Origin of the sequence: Paenibacillus sp. FSL L8-0158, assembly GCF_038592965.1 — a bacterium.
Classification (GTDB): Bacteria; Bacillota; Bacilli; order Paenibacillales; family Paenibacillaceae; genus Paenibacillus; species Paenibacillus polymyxa_D.
On sequence record NZ_CP151949.1, the window covers coordinates 4,799,109 to 4,815,000 of the forward strand.

Annotated in this window: 14 protein-coding genes, 15 tRNA genes and 1 rRNA gene (1 of these 30 running past the window's edge); 2 read left to right on the plus strand and 28 right to left on the minus strand. The window is 45.9% G+C overall.

Annotation, left to right across the window (positions count from 1 at the left end):
* Positions 1 to 2: 2 nt before the first annotated feature.
* From liaF to NSQ68_RS21285, 12 genes are all read right to left on the minus strand, one after another.
* Positions 3 to 650: a cell wall-active antibiotics response protein LiaF gene (liaF, locus tag NSQ68_RS21230; RefSeq protein ID WP_307353078.1), complete on the minus strand. Its 648-nt coding sequence runs from the start codon at positions 648 to 650 to the stop codon at positions 3 to 5.
* 149 nt (positions 651 to 799) lie between these two features.
* On the minus strand, positions 800 to 1,504 hold the full coding sequence (locus tag NSQ68_RS21235; RefSeq protein WP_342427120.1) for a PspA/IM30 family protein: 705 nt from the start codon (positions 1,502 to 1,504) through the stop codon (positions 800 to 802).
* Positions 1,504 to 1,992, minus strand: a complete 489-nt coding sequence (locus tag NSQ68_RS21240; RefSeq protein WP_307353075.1) for a PspC domain-containing protein — start codon at positions 1,990 to 1,992, stop codon at positions 1,504 to 1,506. The genes NSQ68_RS21235 and NSQ68_RS21240 overlap by 1 nt, the downstream gene beginning before the upstream one ends.
* Before the next feature lie 7 nt (positions 1,993 to 1,999).
* A complete protein-coding gene (locus NSQ68_RS21245; protein WP_307353073.1) occupies positions 2,000 to 2,671 on the minus strand; it encodes a PspA/IM30 family protein in 672 nt (223 codons plus the stop codon).
* A gap of 84 nt (positions 2,672 to 2,755) precedes the next feature.
* On the minus strand, positions 2,756 to 3,067 hold the full coding sequence (locus NSQ68_RS21250; RefSeq protein ID WP_307353469.1) for a hypothetical protein: 312 nt from the start codon (positions 3,065 to 3,067) through the stop codon (positions 2,756 to 2,758).
* 130 nt (positions 3,068 to 3,197) lie between these two features.
* On the minus strand, positions 3,198 to 4,421 hold the full coding sequence (locus NSQ68_RS21255; RefSeq protein WP_342427121.1) for an MFS transporter: 1,224 nt from the start codon (positions 4,419 to 4,421) through the stop codon (positions 3,198 to 3,200).
* Positions 4,422 to 4,571: 150 nt separating this feature from the next.
* Positions 4,572 to 5,123 (minus strand): TetR/AcrR family transcriptional regulator, encoded by a 552-nt coding sequence (locus NSQ68_RS21260; RefSeq protein WP_039272741.1) that lies wholly within the window; start codon positions 5,121 to 5,123, stop codon positions 4,572 to 4,574.
* 439 nt (positions 5,124 to 5,562) lie between these two features.
* The gene (locus NSQ68_RS21265; protein ID WP_013373004.1) at positions 5,563 to 5,802 is read right to left on the minus strand and encodes a NifU family protein; all 240 of its coding nucleotides are present in this window, start codon (positions 5,800 to 5,802) and stop codon (positions 5,563 to 5,565) included.
* 320 nt (positions 5,803 to 6,122) lie between these two features.
* Positions 6,123 to 7,520 (minus strand): Fe-S cluster assembly protein SufB, encoded by a 1,398-nt coding sequence (gene sufB, locus NSQ68_RS21270; protein ID WP_023990245.1) that lies wholly within the window; start codon positions 7,518 to 7,520, stop codon positions 6,123 to 6,125.
* 43 nt (positions 7,521 to 7,563) lie between these two features.
* Positions 7,564 to 8,847 (minus strand): Fe-S cluster assembly protein SufD, encoded by a 1,284-nt coding sequence (sufD, locus tag NSQ68_RS21275; protein WP_342429149.1) that lies wholly within the window; start codon positions 8,845 to 8,847, stop codon positions 7,564 to 7,566.
* A 47-nt stretch (positions 8,848 to 8,894) separates the two neighbouring features.
* On the minus strand, positions 8,895 to 9,671 hold the full coding sequence (sufC, locus tag NSQ68_RS21280; protein WP_023990247.1) for a Fe-S cluster assembly ATPase SufC: 777 nt from the start codon (positions 9,669 to 9,671) through the stop codon (positions 8,895 to 8,897).
* Positions 9,652 to 10,173: a MarR family transcriptional regulator gene (locus NSQ68_RS21285; protein WP_307353035.1), complete on the minus strand. Its 522-nt coding sequence runs from the start codon at positions 10,171 to 10,173 to the stop codon at positions 9,652 to 9,654. Before NSQ68_RS21285 ends, sufC begins: the two co-directional genes overlap by 20 nt.
* 219 nt (positions 10,174 to 10,392) lie before the next feature.
* On the opposite strand from NSQ68_RS21285, the gene NSQ68_RS21290 reads away from it, so the two are divergent.
* Together NSQ68_RS21290 and NSQ68_RS21295 are read left to right on the plus strand one after the other, a co-directional pair.
* Positions 10,393 to 10,572: a hypothetical protein gene (locus NSQ68_RS21290; protein WP_342427122.1), complete on the plus strand. Its 180-nt coding sequence runs from the start codon at positions 10,393 to 10,395 to the stop codon at positions 10,570 to 10,572.
* A 796-nt stretch (positions 10,573 to 11,368) separates the two neighbouring features.
* A complete protein-coding gene (locus NSQ68_RS21295; protein WP_235308384.1) occupies positions 11,369 to 11,527 on the plus strand; it encodes a hypothetical protein in 159 nt (52 codons plus the stop codon).
* A gap of 257 nt (positions 11,528 to 11,784) precedes the next feature.
* On the opposite strand, the gene NSQ68_RS21300 is transcribed toward NSQ68_RS21295, so the two are convergent.
* From NSQ68_RS21300 to NSQ68_RS21375, 16 genes are all read right to left on the minus strand, one after another.
* Positions 11,785 to 11,863, minus strand: a tRNA-Leu gene (locus NSQ68_RS21300).
* An 11-nt stretch (positions 11,864 to 11,874) separates the two neighbouring features.
* Positions 11,875 to 11,949: transfer RNA gene (locus tag NSQ68_RS21305), tRNA-Cys, on the minus strand.
* 12 nt (positions 11,950 to 11,961) lie between these two features.
* Positions 11,962 to 12,033 (minus strand) — tRNA-Gly (locus NSQ68_RS21310).
* A gap of 7 nt (positions 12,034 to 12,040) precedes the next feature.
* Positions 12,041 to 12,115, minus strand: a tRNA-Gln gene (locus NSQ68_RS21315).
* Positions 12,116 to 12,125: 10 nt separating this feature from the next.
* Positions 12,126 to 12,198, minus strand: a tRNA-His gene (locus NSQ68_RS21320).
* A 17-nt stretch (positions 12,199 to 12,215) separates the two neighbouring features.
* Positions 12,216 to 12,289: transfer RNA gene (locus NSQ68_RS21325), tRNA-Trp, on the minus strand.
* Positions 12,290 to 12,296: 7 nt separating this feature from the next.
* A tRNA-Tyr gene (locus NSQ68_RS21330) sits at positions 12,297 to 12,382 on the minus strand.
* Between the two features lie 5 nt (positions 12,383 to 12,387).
* Positions 12,388 to 12,463: transfer RNA gene (locus NSQ68_RS21335), tRNA-Thr, on the minus strand.
* Positions 12,464 to 12,485: 22 nt separating this feature from the next.
* A tRNA-Phe gene (locus NSQ68_RS21340) sits at positions 12,486 to 12,558 on the minus strand.
* A 37-nt stretch (positions 12,559 to 12,595) separates the two neighbouring features.
* Positions 12,596 to 12,672, minus strand: a tRNA-Asp gene (locus tag NSQ68_RS21345).
* 15 nt (positions 12,673 to 12,687) lie between these two features.
* A tRNA-Met gene (locus NSQ68_RS21350) sits at positions 12,688 to 12,764 on the minus strand.
* 26 nt (positions 12,765 to 12,790) lie between these two features.
* Positions 12,791 to 12,866 (minus strand) — tRNA-Val (locus NSQ68_RS21355).
* Positions 12,867 to 12,934: 68 nt separating this feature from the next.
* Positions 12,935 to 13,006: transfer RNA gene (locus NSQ68_RS21360), tRNA-Glu, on the minus strand.
* A gap of 17 nt (positions 13,007 to 13,023) precedes the next feature.
* Positions 13,024 to 13,115: transfer RNA gene (locus NSQ68_RS21365), tRNA-Ser, on the minus strand.
* A 3-nt stretch (positions 13,116 to 13,118) separates the two neighbouring features.
* Positions 13,119 to 13,194 (minus strand) — tRNA-Asn (locus NSQ68_RS21370).
* A gap of 66 nt (positions 13,195 to 13,260) precedes the next feature.
* Positions 13,261 to 15,892, minus strand: a 23S ribosomal RNA gene (locus tag NSQ68_RS21375); it runs 296 nt beyond the window's last position.

A 15,892-nucleotide genomic window follows, 5' to 3' on the forward strand; every position in this document is an offset into this window, starting at 1 on the left:
ATTCAATAAAATCGGATGCGGACATCGCCCGCCAAGTACGAAACGACAAACTTCACTTTATATTCACTCTGCTCAAAATGGGGAGACTTCCAAACCAGTCGATTGAGCATCCCCGCCTCATGATCCCGGTCAAACTGAATCTGTCCGAACAATACGAACATCTCCACCTCTACACCGTAATTATCCGGTAGCGTGATGTCAATGTCACCGAAGATCCCTTGTAAAAATATGACGGACTCACGTTCCTCTGGTAGAGCCAACGTCAGATCGGCATCCACATCCCCAACCACATGCCATATGCTTGTGCTACGCAGGCTCCACGGCACTTCATCCCATTTATGATTCGATATAAAATTGTGCTTGAATATGGAGCTTTGACCTTTATGCAGCTTCCTTGAACGTGAATAGAATATAGCTAATGATGCTAGTGTAACTACCACAAACAGGAACAAATGATCCAGCACTAACAATCCAGCACCAATCGCGAGCATCGTGTAACCCTTTTTGATTTTGGAATTGCGGATCTTATATATTCCGGCCAACATTAGAATCAGTGCAACCACGGAGAGGAACCCAATCCACTGACCGAATAAAATGATAATCCCGATGCCAATCCCTGCCAGTGCCAAGGCTGATTTTCTTCTCTCCATGCTGCACCCCCTTTTTGTTTATACAGGACGGAAAAGCCATAGTGGCGCAACATTCCGCCATATGGCTTTCCCGAACCATACGGATTAGGCACGATCATCGATCAATGTCCATTCCATACAGCATATCATAATGTCTTGTTTCCGAGTAGTCAGTCCTTCTTCATATCGACTGGTTTAGCACCTGTCTGAATTTTGGACTTAAGCTGTTGAAGCTGCTCATCCACTTTAAACTGTTTTTCAGCCTCAGCCGGATTAGTATATGCTTCTTCTGGAGCTTGACGGTATGGAGCACGCAGTACGTCAGCTTCAGCTTCCATTTGCATGATTTTTTCTTCCATACGGTGGAAGCCCAATGAAGCAGACCCACTTTCAATCGTATGCAAACTATTGATTTGAGACATTTGCTTTTTGGCTTTCGCCATTTGAGCACGCGATACTAACTCATTGCGCTTGTTGCGCATTTTATAGAACTCATCTTTCATGTCGTGAAGCTGTTGTACTAATTCTTTTGCTTGAAGCTCAGCTTGTGTATGCAAGTCGCGGTATTCGTCCTGCTTTTGCACAAAATAAATCTTCTCTCCCAACAGCTTGCGCGCTACTTCTTCCTGACCATTTCGCAATGCGGATTCGGCTTGCTTCTCACGCTCATTGGATACACGTACCGCTTCCTCTAAACGCTGTTTCATACGTCGTTCATTCGCCATTTGCTTGGCAACCGTTACCTCAGCCTCGTGAATTTCCGCCTCCATATCGCGCAAATATTGATTCAACATAATAATCGGATCTTCCACTTTATCCAACACTTCATTCACCGATGCTCTTGTCATATCCTTCATTCTTTTAAAGATCCCCATTATTTACGATCTCCCTTCTCAAATTGCTCTACTTTTTTGCGTAACTCTGCCAATTCTTTTTTCATTGCCTTTTTCTCGATATCTTCCATCATGGAATCCAAGTCATTGTTCTGACCTGTGTTAAATTTGGATGAGTTGCGGGCATCTTGACCAAAAAACGGGTTCGGATTGCCATACGCACCGCCCTGGTTGTAACCAGTTCCCTGCCCATACTGCGATCTTGTATTGTTACTGCCATAATAGCGTGGATCCTGTTGATGGTAGGGTCCGCTGTCAGGGCCAAATCCTCCATCGAAAGGAGATCTTGGCTCCTTGGAGATAACCAGTGCCGCAATCACATAAATCATAAATGTGGTTCCTGCTGTAATAAAGAAACTGATCACAACCAGAATACGAATCCATGTTGAGTCCATTCCTGTTGCGTCAGAAAGACCGCCACATACACCTGTTATTACTCTATCCCGGCTTGATCTGTAAATTCGGGTCATTATCAATTTACTCCTTCCCGCTGTTGTTCAGCTTGCTTTTCAGTCTCGCCCACTCTTGTTCGAGCAGCGATCCACCGCCTTGGGCATCCTGTAAATGGTCGCCCTCGCCCCGACGTAAATCACGCAGACTCATCGTTTCTGCTTCCATATCGGCTACCCGGTCCTCCAAGCGGTTGAACATTCGGGGAACATTTCGTCCACCGTATGTACCAGCCCGTTCGTTCATTTGCTGCTGGAGTCTCAACGTCTGTACACGTGCCGCATAATACTGACGCTTGCTGTGTACCGTTTGATATTCTGTCTTTAACGTATCTAGCTGTTGTTCTAGCTCACGTAGTGATTCACGGCTCTGCTCCCACAGTTCTCTATACTGCTCTTCTTTTTCTGCATATAGCATTTTCTCCTGTAGGGCCAGCTTCGCAATATGTTCTTCATCAGCCTTCAAAGCCAGTAGCGCCTGTTCCTCCCGTTTGGTCTGCATGGACAATGCATGATCCAACTGCTGCTTCATCTGTCTTGTATGCATCGCATACTGCTGATGGAGTTTTTCCGCTTCGGCAATTTCCTGGCGGGTATTATACAAGAACTGGTCAATCAGTTGCACTGGGTCTTGGCTTTGTTCCAAATGCTCATTGAAGGTCGCTACCGTAATATCGCGCATTCTTCGAAAAACACTCATTTGCGTCTGCTCCTTTCACAATTCGTATCCCCATAATTAAAACTTCGTTACTGCAATATTTCTTCATTCGCTAAACTGCCAAAATCAGTAACGTCTTCTGCGGTCACTCAGCAGGGAAACACCAAATATGATCAACCCGATTGCCAGTAGCGGTCCCAGAAGCCAGGACAGTTTGCCGAGCAAAATCAGTACCCCGAGTACAAGTACGATCCAGCCGAAGAGCGCATTTCCTTTTTTCACACCGTAGTAGCCTAGCATAACCATAGCTATCGGAATTAAGTAACCAATCAGATGTCCTAAAAAGTGACCGAAAAACGGAGTAAACTTACCGAGCAGCAGAATCGAACCCAACACAATCAGTACAATAGCTAACCCATTCCCTTTGTTAACTCTCATCATCTCTCACCGCCTTTCACTGTGTCTTGCTTATGTCCTTATTGTACGCTGAAGAAGCGTTTGCCAAAACGGACCCCAGACGGTTTTTGAACCTAGACCTAAGTCGAGGATGAGTATAGACCTGCGGCTATCACCCTCTATGCTGTTCTGCTGTACGAGCTATCGAGTGTTGCTCACCCGCTTGCTTGGAACGTAGTGAAAGGACGAGACAAGCCAGTAACGCTATAGCTGCAACCATATAAGGCAGATTAATATGAACATCGAACAACAGTCCTGCAATTAATGGTCCAATCACATTACCCAAGCTTGTATAGGATGAGTTCATGCCTGCCACAAAGCCTTGCTCATCTCCGGCCTGCCGCGATAGAGAAGTACTTACTGCCGGGCGAAGGATATCCATAGCCAGAAAAATGATGAAGGTCGTCAGCATAATCATCATGTACTGTTCAGCAAATAGGGTTAGAAAGATGAACAGGCCCCCAATAGCCAAACAGAGATGAATTACTTTTTTCTCTCCAAAACGATTAATGATCCATCCAAATATAGTCGCTTGGACAACTGCTCCCAAAATGGAGCCTGTCGTTATAATGATGGCAATATCCATTGGTGTAAAACCATATTTATGGTCAACAAACAGCCCAAATACGGTTTCAAAGTTCGCTAACCCAAAAGCAACGACAAACACAATGAGTAAACCCATGAAATATGGAGATTGATATGACTTGGCAAATTGCTGCAAAAGATTTTCTTTTTGACGTGGAAGCTCTCTATTATATTGTTGCTTTTCCTTGCTCAAAGACTCAGGCAGCACTAACAGAGACAAGATAGCTGCTATTCCCGCAGCTCCTGCTGCCGCAAAGAAGGGAATACGTATTCCATATGTGGCAAGCAATCCACCAATCCCTGGCCCGATAATAAAGCCTGTATTGATCGCTGCATTGATCATGCCCATTCCCTTGCCTCTTTCCTCAAACGAGGTCACGTCAGCGACATAGGCCATAATAGAGGGAGTCAGCAACGCTGCCCCTGCTCCACCCATGATTCGTGCTATGAACAGAGTAGGAATGGAACTCGCCAATCCAAAAACAAGCTCTGATAACATGAAGATGAACATCCCGGAAACAATCAACTTTTTACGTCCATAACGATCAGACAACTTTCCTGACAATGGTGATAATAAAAGCTGTGTCAAAGCAAAAGCTGCAACCATCAGCCCCATCGAGGAACCATTCATTCCTAACTCACTTATAAACTTAGGTAACACAGGAACAACTAAGCCAATCCCCATGAATGCCAAAAAAATATTAAGCATCAATAACAGCATTGCTCCCCGATTTCTTGTGAGTATAGACATATTTCCACCCTTCCTTTTCCGTATCTCTTTATTTAATATTAGGTAACTTTATTATTCTTTTTCAAAAACAATTGAAACTAAAATTGTTTTCTTAGTTTTCATATAAAAAATGGCCTCTTCAAATATGCAGCATATTGTTGAGGCTATTTTTTATTTTTCGACCAATCCGAACAACAATATATCTACAATAGAATAAGTTGCTTCCTCTACCGTCACACTGTTATCCAGAAAGAAACGCTGATCAAGCGTTAAATTTACAGATTCAATAATTAGCTTCATGATCAGAGCCTCATTTTTGTTCACAATAATTCCTTCTCGGATACCTTCCTGAATTAATGTTCTAATCGGAGACCAGTCATTTAAATCGGCATGTACCCTTTTCCATTGCTCAGGATAATACTTTTTCATCTGGTCCAATATCCTTAAATCGTAAAACTTATAATACAGAGGCATGACCCTAATCGACTGCTTAATCTTGTCTAACAAAGATAACTCATTATTTTCGATAATCTGCTCAGTTTTTCGAATCATATCATCATTTGTACGCTCAATAAGTGTTTCTAAAATAAGCGTCTTAGACGAAAAGTTTTCATACAACGTACGCTTACTAATAGCGAGTCTTTTCGCAAGATCATCCATAGTAAATTTCAATCCATTTTCATGAACTTCATCTACAAAAGCCTCCAAAATTCTTTCCTGCATATTCGTCCTCATTTCTCTTGTACTTAATAAACTTAAAATGTTTTTTCAGTACCACCATCTTACTATAAGACCAAAGACCTGGTCAAATTTCAATCTATTGTGAAAAACCTAAGTGAATTTCTCGCCTCAACTCATCTAAATCCACATTAGAATTGTTCCTTTAATCATGAATATGAATAATAAAAAGGATGATAAAATGCCTTTAAGCATTTTATCATCCTTTTGTGTAATACCGGCGAGAGGACTCGAACCTCCATGGTTTCCCACTCGATACCGAATACAATTTTGCTAATACCTTGTTTTATGAAGTAAAAAGTGTTTCTCGTCGATTTCGACCCGCAAGGTAATCTGTCGATGTACTTTGGTATTGAGCAGCGGGATCAACTTCCGTAGCTATGGTCTGCGACAGGACTAACTCAGTTGCTCAGTATCAAGGAATTTAGAATACTTGTACAACTTCTTTAATATCATCAATTTCCTCAAGAATTGCGCGCTCAATAGCAACCTTTAACGTAATCGTAGCACTTGGGCAACCATTGCAAGCTCCCAAAAATCTTAATTTTGCTATACCGTTCTCAACCTCGACCAGTTCAGCATCTCCACCGTCACGCAGTAAGAAAGGACGTAGTTTGAGAAGAACTTCCGATACTTCATCGAATAAAACTCCATTTTCATCCATTATGTCAACTCCTCCCATTGTTTTACCAACCGTCAATTAGACCTTTTTTCACCCTAGATCGTCTGAGTGATCCTTTGCTTTTTGCCTAAGAGTGACCTCTTGATCCGAAAGTTCCCTTATAAGCGTATGAATAGAGTCTAAAGGTATCATCACACCACAACTTGCGCTCAATCCTGACAGCATATTGAAGCAGAACTGAAGTTTTCGTATCTCTCGGGTAATTTGAGCTAGTTCTGAATCGTCCGAATTATTTTTCTTCATTACTAGCACCTCGCACTTCTTTAAAGAATGATAAAGGTTTGATCTATTAAATTAATGAATCAACCGATGCTTCCTTCCATCTCAAATTGAATCAACCGATTCATTTCAACGGCATATTCCATTGGCAATTCTTTGGTAAACGGTTCAATAAAGCCCATTACAATCATTTGTGTAGCATCTTGTTCTGTAAGCCCGCGGCTCATTAAGTAAAACAATTGTTCCTCGGACACTTTGGATACTGTTGCCTCGTGCTCCAAAGTAATCTGATCGTTTTTAATTTCATTGTAGGGAATCGTATCTGATGTTGACATGTTGTCCAATATCAACGTATCGCACTTAATATTAGACTTGGACCCTGCGGAATCGCGGCTGAAGCTGGACAACCCTCGGTAGTTTACTTTTCCGCCCTGCTTGCTGATGGATTTGGATATAATCGTAGATGTTGTCTCGGGAGCAAGGTGAATTACCTTCGCGCCAGCATCTTGATGCTGATCTTTACCGGCTACGGCAATAGACAGGATGGACCCCTTGGCTCCCCGTCCTTTCAATAATACTGCCGGATACTTCATTGTTACCTTGGAGCCGATGTTGCCGTCCACCCATTCCATTGTGGCATTTTCTTCTGCCACAGCCCTTTGGGTTACCAAGTTGTAGATATTAGGAGCCCAATTCTGAATGGTCGTGTAACGGACACGGGAATCTTTCCGGCAAATAATTTCAATAACTCCACTATGCAGAGAACTGGTACTATAAATAGGTGCTGTACATCCTTCAACATAATGGACAAAGCTGCCCTCTTCGGCAATAATTAATGTCCGCTCGAATTGACCCATATTTTCAGAATTAATACGGAAATAACCTTGTATAGGAACCTCGCACTGAACACCCTTCGGAATGTATACAAAGCTACCGCCTGACCAAACCGCACTATTAAGCGCCGCAAATTTATTGTCGGCAGGAGGGATGATCGTCCCAAAATGTTGCTTAAACACTTCGGGGTATTGCTTTAATGCACTATCCGTATCAAGGAAAATAACGCCCTGATCCTCCAGTTCTTTCCGCATGCTGTGATAAACTACTTCCGACTCATATTGAGCGGATACGCCCGCCAGGAACTTTTGCTCCGCTTCAGGGATTCCCAGCTTGTCAAAGGTTGCTTTGATCTCGGAAGGAACCTCCTCCCAGGTCTTTCCCTGTTTTTCAGAAGGGCGAACGTAATACTGGATGTCATCAAGATTTAGCCCGGTCAAATCCGCTCCCCATTCAGGCATCGGCATTTTGTAGAATTGATTCAAAGCTTTCAACCGAAAATTGAGCATCCACTCCGGCTCTTCCTTGATCCGGGAAATTTCCCGGACAATCTCTTCCGTCAGACCTTTTCCAGATTGAAAAATAGACTGGTGCTTGTCGCGAAACCCATATTTATATTCGCCCATATCTGGTGCTTTTTTAGCCATTAGTATCACTCCTTTTTAACCTTTCAAGATTCATTTTGATTTGCTATGATCTGCCGAGCTTGCTTTCCACTAAATCTTTTAGGCGACTGCGAACACCTTCCAGCGGGATCTCCGAAATGACAGGAGCGAGAAATCCGAAAATAACAAGATGTTCGGCTTCACTCCGTGATATCCCGCGCGACATCAGATAATAGATTTGCTCTGCATTTACTTGCCCCACGGATGCAGCATGACCCGCGGTTACATCATCCTCATCTATCAGCAGGATCGGATTGGCATCGCCGCGAGCTTTAGGACTTAGCATAAGCACGCGTTCTGTTTGCTGACCATCACAATGGGTTGCACCTTTTTCAATCTTTGTAATGCCGTTGATAATGGCCGTAGCTTCTTCAAGCATGACTGCACGCGTAATCATCTGGCTTACCGAGCTTCTGCCAAAATGCTGAGCTTGAGTTGTATAGCTCGATTTTTGATTGCCCGTGCCAATAGCAATCACCTTATTGTAGGAGACCGCCCCGTTGCCTTGTAGCAAAGTCTTGGTATCGCTGGCGGTATAACCATTGTTCATCTCACCGATAATCCATTCCACACCCCCATCAGCAAGAACGACCGCCCGTCGCTGGGTGAAATCTGTTGTAGTTGCAGCAAGCTGATGAACCGAAGCTACTTGCACCTTTGAGCCCGCCCCCGCGAAGACCTCCGTCACACCGTTATGCAATACCTTGACATCATCACCACTCGATACACAATTATCCACATAAGTGATCTTGCTGTTGCTCCCTGCCACAATTAAGACGTGAGGAGCAAAACACACACCGCTTGTATTGTTAAGAAAGATCGCTTGAATAGGTGCTTCAACCTCTACACCGTCTGGGACATATAGAAAAACGCCACCACTCCATAAGGCACTGTGTGCAGCAGATAAACGATGTTCTTCTGGCTTTACTGCCTGAAAGAGATAACGTTGAACCAGCTCCTCATGCTCTTTTGCCGCAGTATGCAGATCCGTTAAAATGACTCCCTGAGCGGCTAAGCTCTCGGACAATTTCGTATACACTACATCCGAGTTGAACTGAACGATTAGTCCGCCTTTCACCGGAGAAGCAACCAAACCTCGAACAACCTCCGGCGCTTCCTCCAAACTAGACCACGCATTCTCAGCTTTGTAATCTCCACTTTCGTAGATATCCCATTTTTCGAGATTGATTTTCTCCACTTTAGGCAACTCCAGCGTCCCTGCCAGTTCGAGTGCGTGAACGCGGCGTTCAATCAGCCAACGAGGTTCATCCTTAGCGCTTGACCATGCGCGTAAATCGTCCACATTCATTGAAACTCTAGCTTGTATATCCACGTGCTGTTCCTCCTCTCCGGCTTTTAAGCTTCCCTTACCGTCTCATCCGTAATCCCAAGTTCCTCCTTCACCCAATCGTACCCTTCAGCCTCCAAACGGTGGGCAAGCTCCGGACCGCCAGATTTAACTATCCGGCCTTGCATCATGACATGCACAAAATCCGGGGTAATATAATTCAACAGTCGTTGATAATGGGTGATGATTAAAAATCCTCTATCCGGGCTGCGCATCTCATTTACGCCATTGGCCACAATACGCAGTGCATCAATATCAAGCCCTGAGTCCACTTCATCCAGGATCACAAACTTGGGTTCAAGTAGCATCATTTGCAAAATCTCATTCCGCTTTTTTTCACCGCCAGAGAATCCCTCATTCAAATAACGATGCACAAATTCCGGGTTCATCTCCAGCCCCTTCATTTTGCTCTCCATTTCACGGATAAAACGGATTAAGGATATCTCATCGCCTTCTTCACGCCGTGCATTGATAGCACTTCTGAGAAAGTCCGAGTTGGTCACGCCAGCAATTTCACTTGGGTATTGCATAGCGAGGAACAAGCCTGCCTGGGCACGCTCATCCACCTCCATCTCCAGAAGGTCTTCATTGTCCAATGTCACCTTACCGCCAGTAACCTCATATTTGGGATGGCCCATTAAAGCTGAAGCCAATGTACTTTTTCCCGTCCCATTAGGTCCCATAATCGCATGAATCTCTCCGCCATGAATCTCCAGTGTGAGCCCTTTTAAAATTTCTTTCCCTTCAATCTTGGATCTTAATTCCTCAATCTTTAATGTCGTCATTTATCGTAAACTTCCCTTCGGAGTATTCTTCGGCACGCGCCACCAAATCACTCATAAATTTTCCAATAGTCTGCAGCTCAACCTCTGAATAGGATTCGATGAATCGGTAAAACCTTTCTTCTTTTTCTTTGTGCAGTTCTTTATGCAAATGATAAACGTGTCTTCCCTTATCCGTTAAACTAAAGTAAATCTCCTTACGATTGCTGTTCAGTTGACTTCTCATAATGAAGCCCATTTCCAGCAGCTTTGCACTAATTTTAGTAATGCTAGCTTTGGACAACCCCATCTTCTCCACAATCCCGGTATGATTTATCGGTTCATAATCACCAATGCAATCAATAACGTGTACACTAGTAATATTGTTGGAGAGCATGTCAATCTGGTACTTTCTGGCCTGTTGCCGAAACGAGTTAAATTCTTGTTCAGTATACAGCTCATTCAGATGTAGCATTTTAATATATTGCTCGTAAAGATGACCTTTAAAATGATTTTGAAACTCCAATTTCCCAATCTCCCCTCTCTTGTAGTAGTTGCAGACCAAGTTCAGTGTCGCCATTAGATTATTTTTTGTTCACTAGTGAACAAAATTATATTAACACAATTGATATTGATAATCAATATCAATTGTGTTAAATGTGACGCAATTTTGGAGGCGCTTTTCATGGGTTTGTTGTCATCGTCATCGGCCTCATGCTGTGTTTGACTAGGGCACGTCCCGGAAATGGTTTTACCTACCTCTGATCAATTCGGCAGCACCCGGATGGATATGGTAACCGAAGCCAAGTCCAATACCGTTGCCTATGAACGTCATAGTACACCTGCCGACCGGGGTCGCTACCGTAAAAAGAGGACAAAGGTGGTGCTTGGCCGAGCTGTTTTAAAGCCGTACCGCCGCGTTTGAGTACGCTATCGTGAGCATGTATGGCAATGAATAATCCGTCAGTTACCTGTGTCTGGATATGTTATGGGGCCAAAGAGTATACCAAAAACTGTGGTTTTTGCTGGTGAATCCGAACAGGCGATGCTCCATTCTGGCCAGCACCGATCTGACACTGGAGGCGACCTAGATCATCGAACTTTATACCGCCCGGTTCAAAATCAAATGCACCTTCTGGGCGCTAAAGCAATCCATCGGCGGATTCAGCTACCACTTTTGTAGCAAATTCATTCCGAAGCTCAACTGGTATTTGAAAAAGGATCGGGTTCACCCTCTGGAGTTGTTGGAAGAGGAGAAAGCGCAACGGGACATCCGCCTAACTGTAAAGATGAGAATGGTAAACGATAACCAAAATGGATCCCTACGGGGCTTAAGATAAAAGGAACCAAGAAAAGAGCCGAAATCTTGCTTCAGGAAGCCAGGAAGAATTATCATATGGAAGAACAAGCAAACTACAGAGGATTTTCAGACCTTGTATACCCAAGGCGTCAGCGCCAATACCGTTATTCATTACCACGCGAACATTTGCAGAGCCCTTCAGTATGCCGTGAAAATAAAGCTGATTGTGGCGAATCTCCCTGACTTAGTTGAAAGCCCAAAAAAGAACAATTACGTCGTGAGCTTCTACAATGCCGAGGAGCTGAATCAACTCCTCGCAGTAATCCGAGGCGAAAGAATTGAGCTTTCCGTTATCCTGGCTGCCTTTTAAGGGCTGAGCCGAAGCGAGGTCGTAGAATTAAAATGGTCGGCTATTGATTTATTGAATTGGACTATTAATATTAAACATACCGCCACATCGGGCAATTTGAATGGTAGATATATTGAAATTGAAAAGGACCGAACCAAGAATAAAGCCAGTCGCCGTATACTGCCACTGGTGGACACGTTCTATGAGCTTCTGATTCGTATGAAGGAATAACAGGAATCCTATCTCTTATCTTCTGACAATTCTTATTGTCTTGAATACCTGGAGTATATTTATGTAGATGTATTAGGGGTAAGCATGAAAGAAGTTCAGGAATGGTTAGGCCACAGCGATTATGCAACAACGGCAAATATTTATTCGCATTTGGAATACAACTCAAAGGTGTCTTCAGCTCAAGCAATGTGTGGGGTACTAAAGCTCAAATAAAAAAAGCCCACTAGAGATTATCTCTAATGAACTCTTTTAGTTAATACCGGCGAGAGGACTCGAACCTCCACGGTTTCCCACTCGATTTTGAGTCGAGCGCGTCTGCCATTCCGCCACGCCGGCGTATTAAATTATGGAGGCGCCACCCAGATTTGAACTGGGGAATAAAGCTTTTGCAGAGCTTTGCCTTACCACTTGGCTATGGCGCCAGAGTATAACAAAGCGGACGACGGGAATCGAACCCGCGACCCTCGCCTTGGCAAGGCGATGCTCTACCGCTGAGCCACGTCCGCATAATGATGGCTGGGGATATAGGATTTGAACCTATGCATGACGGAGTCAAAGTCCGTTGCCTTACCGCTTGGCTAATCCCCAATAAGTAAAGGGCGGCCGATGGGGCTTGAACCCACGAATGCCGGAGTCACAGTCCGGTGCGTTAACCACTTCGCCACGACCGCCGTAAGTAATGAATAATTGGCAGGGGCAGCAGGAATTGAACCCACACCAACGGTTTTGGAGACCGTTGTTCTACCTTTAAACTATGCCCCTATAAAACTGGTGGAGGATGATGGATTCGAACCACCGAACCCGTAAGGGAGCAGATTTACAGTCTGATGCGTTTGGCCACTTCGCTAATCCTCCAAAAATGGTGCCGGCGAGAGGACTTGAACCCCCAACCTACTGATTACAAGTCAGTTGCTCTACCAGTTGAGCTACACCGGCACATAAAATATTCAATTAAAAGTGGCTCGGGACGGAATCGAACCGCCGACACGAGGATTTTCAGTCCTCTGCTCTACCGACTGAGCTACCGAGCCTTATAACAAGGGTCTTCATTAAACGTTGTATTACTAATGGCGGAACTGACGGGATTCGAACCCGCGATCTCCTGCGTGACAGGCAGGCATGTTAGGCCTCTACACCACAGTTCCATAATAAATTTTAATTGGTTGCGGGGGCAGGATTTGAACCTGCGACCTTCGGGTTATGAGCCCGACGAGCTACCGAACTGCTCCACCCCGCGACAGTAATAAATATTCATTTTTCAAATGGTGGAGGCTGAGGGGCTCGAACCCCCGACCCTCTGCTTGTAAGGCAGATGCTCTCCCAGCTGAGCTAAGCCTCCACATTTAAGCACTTCTCATATTATACCATAATGAACTTTTTATTGCAAGTCCGTTTATGATATTTTTATGACCCGTAGGGGATTCGAACCCCTGTTACCTCCGTGAAAGGGAGGTGTCTTAACCCCTTGACCAACGGGCCATGCAATAAAATAATTATGGCGGAGAGAGAGGGATTCGAACCCTCGAGACGCTTTTGGCGCCTACACGATTTCCAATCGTGCTCCTTCGGCCAACTCGGACACCTCTCCATATGGCTCCCCGAACAGGACTCGAACCTGTGACAACTCGATTAACAGTCGAGTGCTCTACCAACTGAGCTATCAGGGAATATTAAGCATTTGTTTCAAGGTTACACCCTGAAAACTGGATCCGAAACTTATTTGCGTTTTATCTTAGGATAAGCCCTCGACCGATTAGTATTGGTCAGCTCCATGCATTACTGCACTTCCACCCCCAACCTATCTACCTCGTCGTCTTCAAGGGGTCTTACATACTGGGAAATCTCATCTTGAGGGGGGCTTCACGCTTAGATGCTTTCAGCGCTTATCCCTTCCGTACATAGCTACCCAGCGGTGCTCCTGGCGGAACAACTGGTACACCAGCGGTACGTCCATCCCGGTCCTCTCGTACTAAGGACAGCTCCTCTCAAATTTCCTACGCCCACGACAGATAGGGACCGAACTGTCTCACGACGTTCTGAACCCAGCTCGCGTACCGCTTTAATGGGCGAACAGCCCAACCCTTGGGACCTACTTCAGCCCCAGGATGCGATGAGCCGACATCGAGGTGCCAAACCTCCCCGTCGATGTGGACTCTTGGGGGAGATAAGCCTGTTATCCCCAGGGTAGCTTTTATCCGTTGAGCGATGGCCCTTCCATGCGGTACCACCGGATCACTAAGCCCGACTTTCGTCCCTGCTCGACTTGTAGGTCTCGCAGTCAAGCTCCCTTCTGCCTTTGCACTCTTCGAATGATTTCCAACCATTCTGAGGGAACCTTGGGGCGCCTCCGTTACTCTTTAGGAGGCGACCGCCCCAGTCAAACTGCCCACCTGACACTGTCCTCGTACCGGATCACGGTACCAAGTTAGAACCTAGATACGATCAGGGTGGTATCCCAAGGATGCCTCCCTTCAAGCTGGCGCTCAAAGTTCAACGGCTCCCACCTATCCTGTACAGATCGTACCCAAATTCAATATCAAGCTGCAGTAAAGCTCCATGGGGTCTTTCCGTCTTGTCGCGGGTAACCTGCATCTTCACAGGTATTAAAATTTCACCGGATCTCTCGTTGAGACAGCGCCCAAGTCGTTACGCCATTCGTGCGGGTCAGAATTTACCTGACAAGGAATTTCGCTACCTTAGGACCGTTATAGTTACGGCCGCCGTTTACTGGGGCTTCGGTTCATAGCTTCGCTCCGAAGAGCTTACCACTCCCCTTAACCTTCCAGCACCGGGCAGGCGTCAGCCCGTATACTTCGCCTTGCGGCTTCGCACAGACCTGTGTTTTTGCTAAACAGTCGCTTGGGCCTTTTCACTGCGGCCCCCTCGGGCTATTCACCCTACCGAGGCACCCCTTCTCCCGAAGTTACGGGGTCATTTTGCCGAGTTCCTTAACGAGAGTTCTTCCGCGCGCCTTAGAATTCTCTTCTCGCCTACCTGTGTCGGTTTGCGGTACGGGCACCTTCTCCTGGCTAGAGGCTTTTCTTGGCAGTCTGAGATCATGACCTTCGCTACTATAATTTTCGCTCCCCATCACAGCCCAGCCTTACGATGTGCGGATTTGCCTACACACCAGCCTCACTGCTTAGACGGACATCCATCAGTCCGCGTCACTACCCTACTGCGTCACCCCATCGCTCATAACGGATTACGGTGGTACAGGAATTTCGACCTGTTGTCCTTCGACTACGCCTATCGGCCTCGCCTTAGGTCCCGACTTACCCTGAGCGGACGAACCTTCCTCAGGAACCCTTAGGCTTTCGGCGGATCTGATTCTCACAGATCTTTTCGTTACTCATACCGGCATTCTCACTTGAATGCAGTCCAGCGCTCCTTACGGTACACCTTCAACCCGCATTCAACGCTCCCCTACCCCTGATGCAATGCATCAAGCCATAGCTTCGGTGGTGTGTTTAGCCCCGTTACATTTTCGGCGCAGAGTCACTCGACCAGTGAGCTATTACGCACTCTTTCAATGGTGGCTGCTTCTAAGCCAACATCCTGGTTGTCTGTGCAACTCCACATCCTTTCCCACTTAACACACACTTGGGGACCTTAGCTGATGGTCTGGGCTGTTTCCCTTTCGACAATGGATCTTAGCACTCACTGTCTGACTCCCGGAACTAAATCTATGGCATTCGGAGTTTGACTGAGCTTGGTAACCCTTGCGGGCCCCGCACCCAATCAGTGCTCTACCTCCACGATTCTTCTTTCCGAGGCTAGCCCTAAAGCTATTTCGGGGAGAACCAGCTATCTCCGGGTTCGATTGGAATTTCTCCGCTACCCCCACCTCATCCCCGCATTTTTCAACATGCGTGGGTTCGGGCCTCCAGTGCGTGTTACCGCACCTTCACCCTGGACAGGGGTAGATCACCCGGTTTCGGGTCTACGTCCACGTACTCATTCGCCCTATTCAGACTCGCTTTCGCTGCGGCTTCAGCTCTTCACCTTAACCTTGCACGGGAACGTAACTCGCCGGTTCATTCTACAAAAGGCACGCCATCACCCATAGATCGGGCTCTGACTTCTTGTAAGCACACGGTTTCAGGATCTATTTCACTCCCCTTCCGGGGTGCTTTTCACCTTTCCCTCACGGTACTGCTTCACTATCGGTCGCCAGGGAGTATTTAGCCTTGACAGATGGTCCTGCCGGATTCATACGGGGTTTCACGTGCCCCGCACTACTCGGGATCCGTCTCGGAGGGAACGGGTTTTGAACTACAGGGCTTTTACCTTCTCTGGCGGGCCTTTCCAGACCTCTTCATCTAACCGGTTCCTTTGTAACTCCATGTGAGACGTCCCACAACC

Coding starts and splice junctions, on each gene's coding strand:
- liaF (WP_307353078.1), bottom strand. CDS start 650: ATGGAGAGAAGAAAATCAGCCTTGGCACTGGCAGGGATTGGCATCGGG.
- NSQ68_RS21235 (WP_342427120.1), bottom strand. CDS start 1,504: ATGGGGATCTTTAAAAGAATGAAGGATATGACAAGAGCATCGGTGAAT.
- NSQ68_RS21240 (WP_307353075.1), bottom strand. CDS start 1,992: ATGACCCGAATTTACAGATCAAGCCGGGATAGAGTAATAACAGGTGTA.
- NSQ68_RS21245 (WP_307353073.1), bottom strand. CDS start 2,671: ATGAGTGTTTTTCGAAGAATGCGCGATATTACGGTAGCGACCTTCAAT.
- NSQ68_RS21250 (WP_307353469.1), bottom strand. CDS start 3,067: ATGAGAGTTAACAAAGGGAATGGGTTAGCTATTGTACTGATTGTGTTG.
- NSQ68_RS21255 (WP_342427121.1), bottom strand. CDS start 4,421: ATGTCTATACTCACAAGAAATCGGGGAGCAATGCTGTTATTGATGCTT.
- NSQ68_RS21260 (WP_039272741.1), bottom strand. CDS start 5,123: ATGCAGGAAAGAATTTTGGAGGCTTTTGTAGATGAAGTTCATGAAAAT.
- NSQ68_RS21265 (WP_013373004.1), bottom strand. CDS start 5,802: ATGGATGAAAATGGAGTTTTATTCGATGAAGTATCGGAAGTTCTTCTC.
- sufB (WP_023990245.1), bottom strand. CDS start 7,520: ATGGCTAAAAAAGCACCAGATATGGGCGAATATAAATATGGGTTTCGC.
- sufD (WP_342429149.1), bottom strand. CDS start 8,847: ATGAATGTGGACGATTTACGCGCATGGTCAAGCGCTAAGGATGAACCT.
- sufC (WP_023990247.1), bottom strand. CDS start 9,671: ATGACGACATTAAAGATTGAGGAATTAAGATCCAAGATTGAAGGGAAA.
- NSQ68_RS21290 (WP_342427122.1), top strand. CDS start 10,393: ATGGTTTTACCTACCTCTGATCAATTCGGCAGCACCCGGATGGATATG.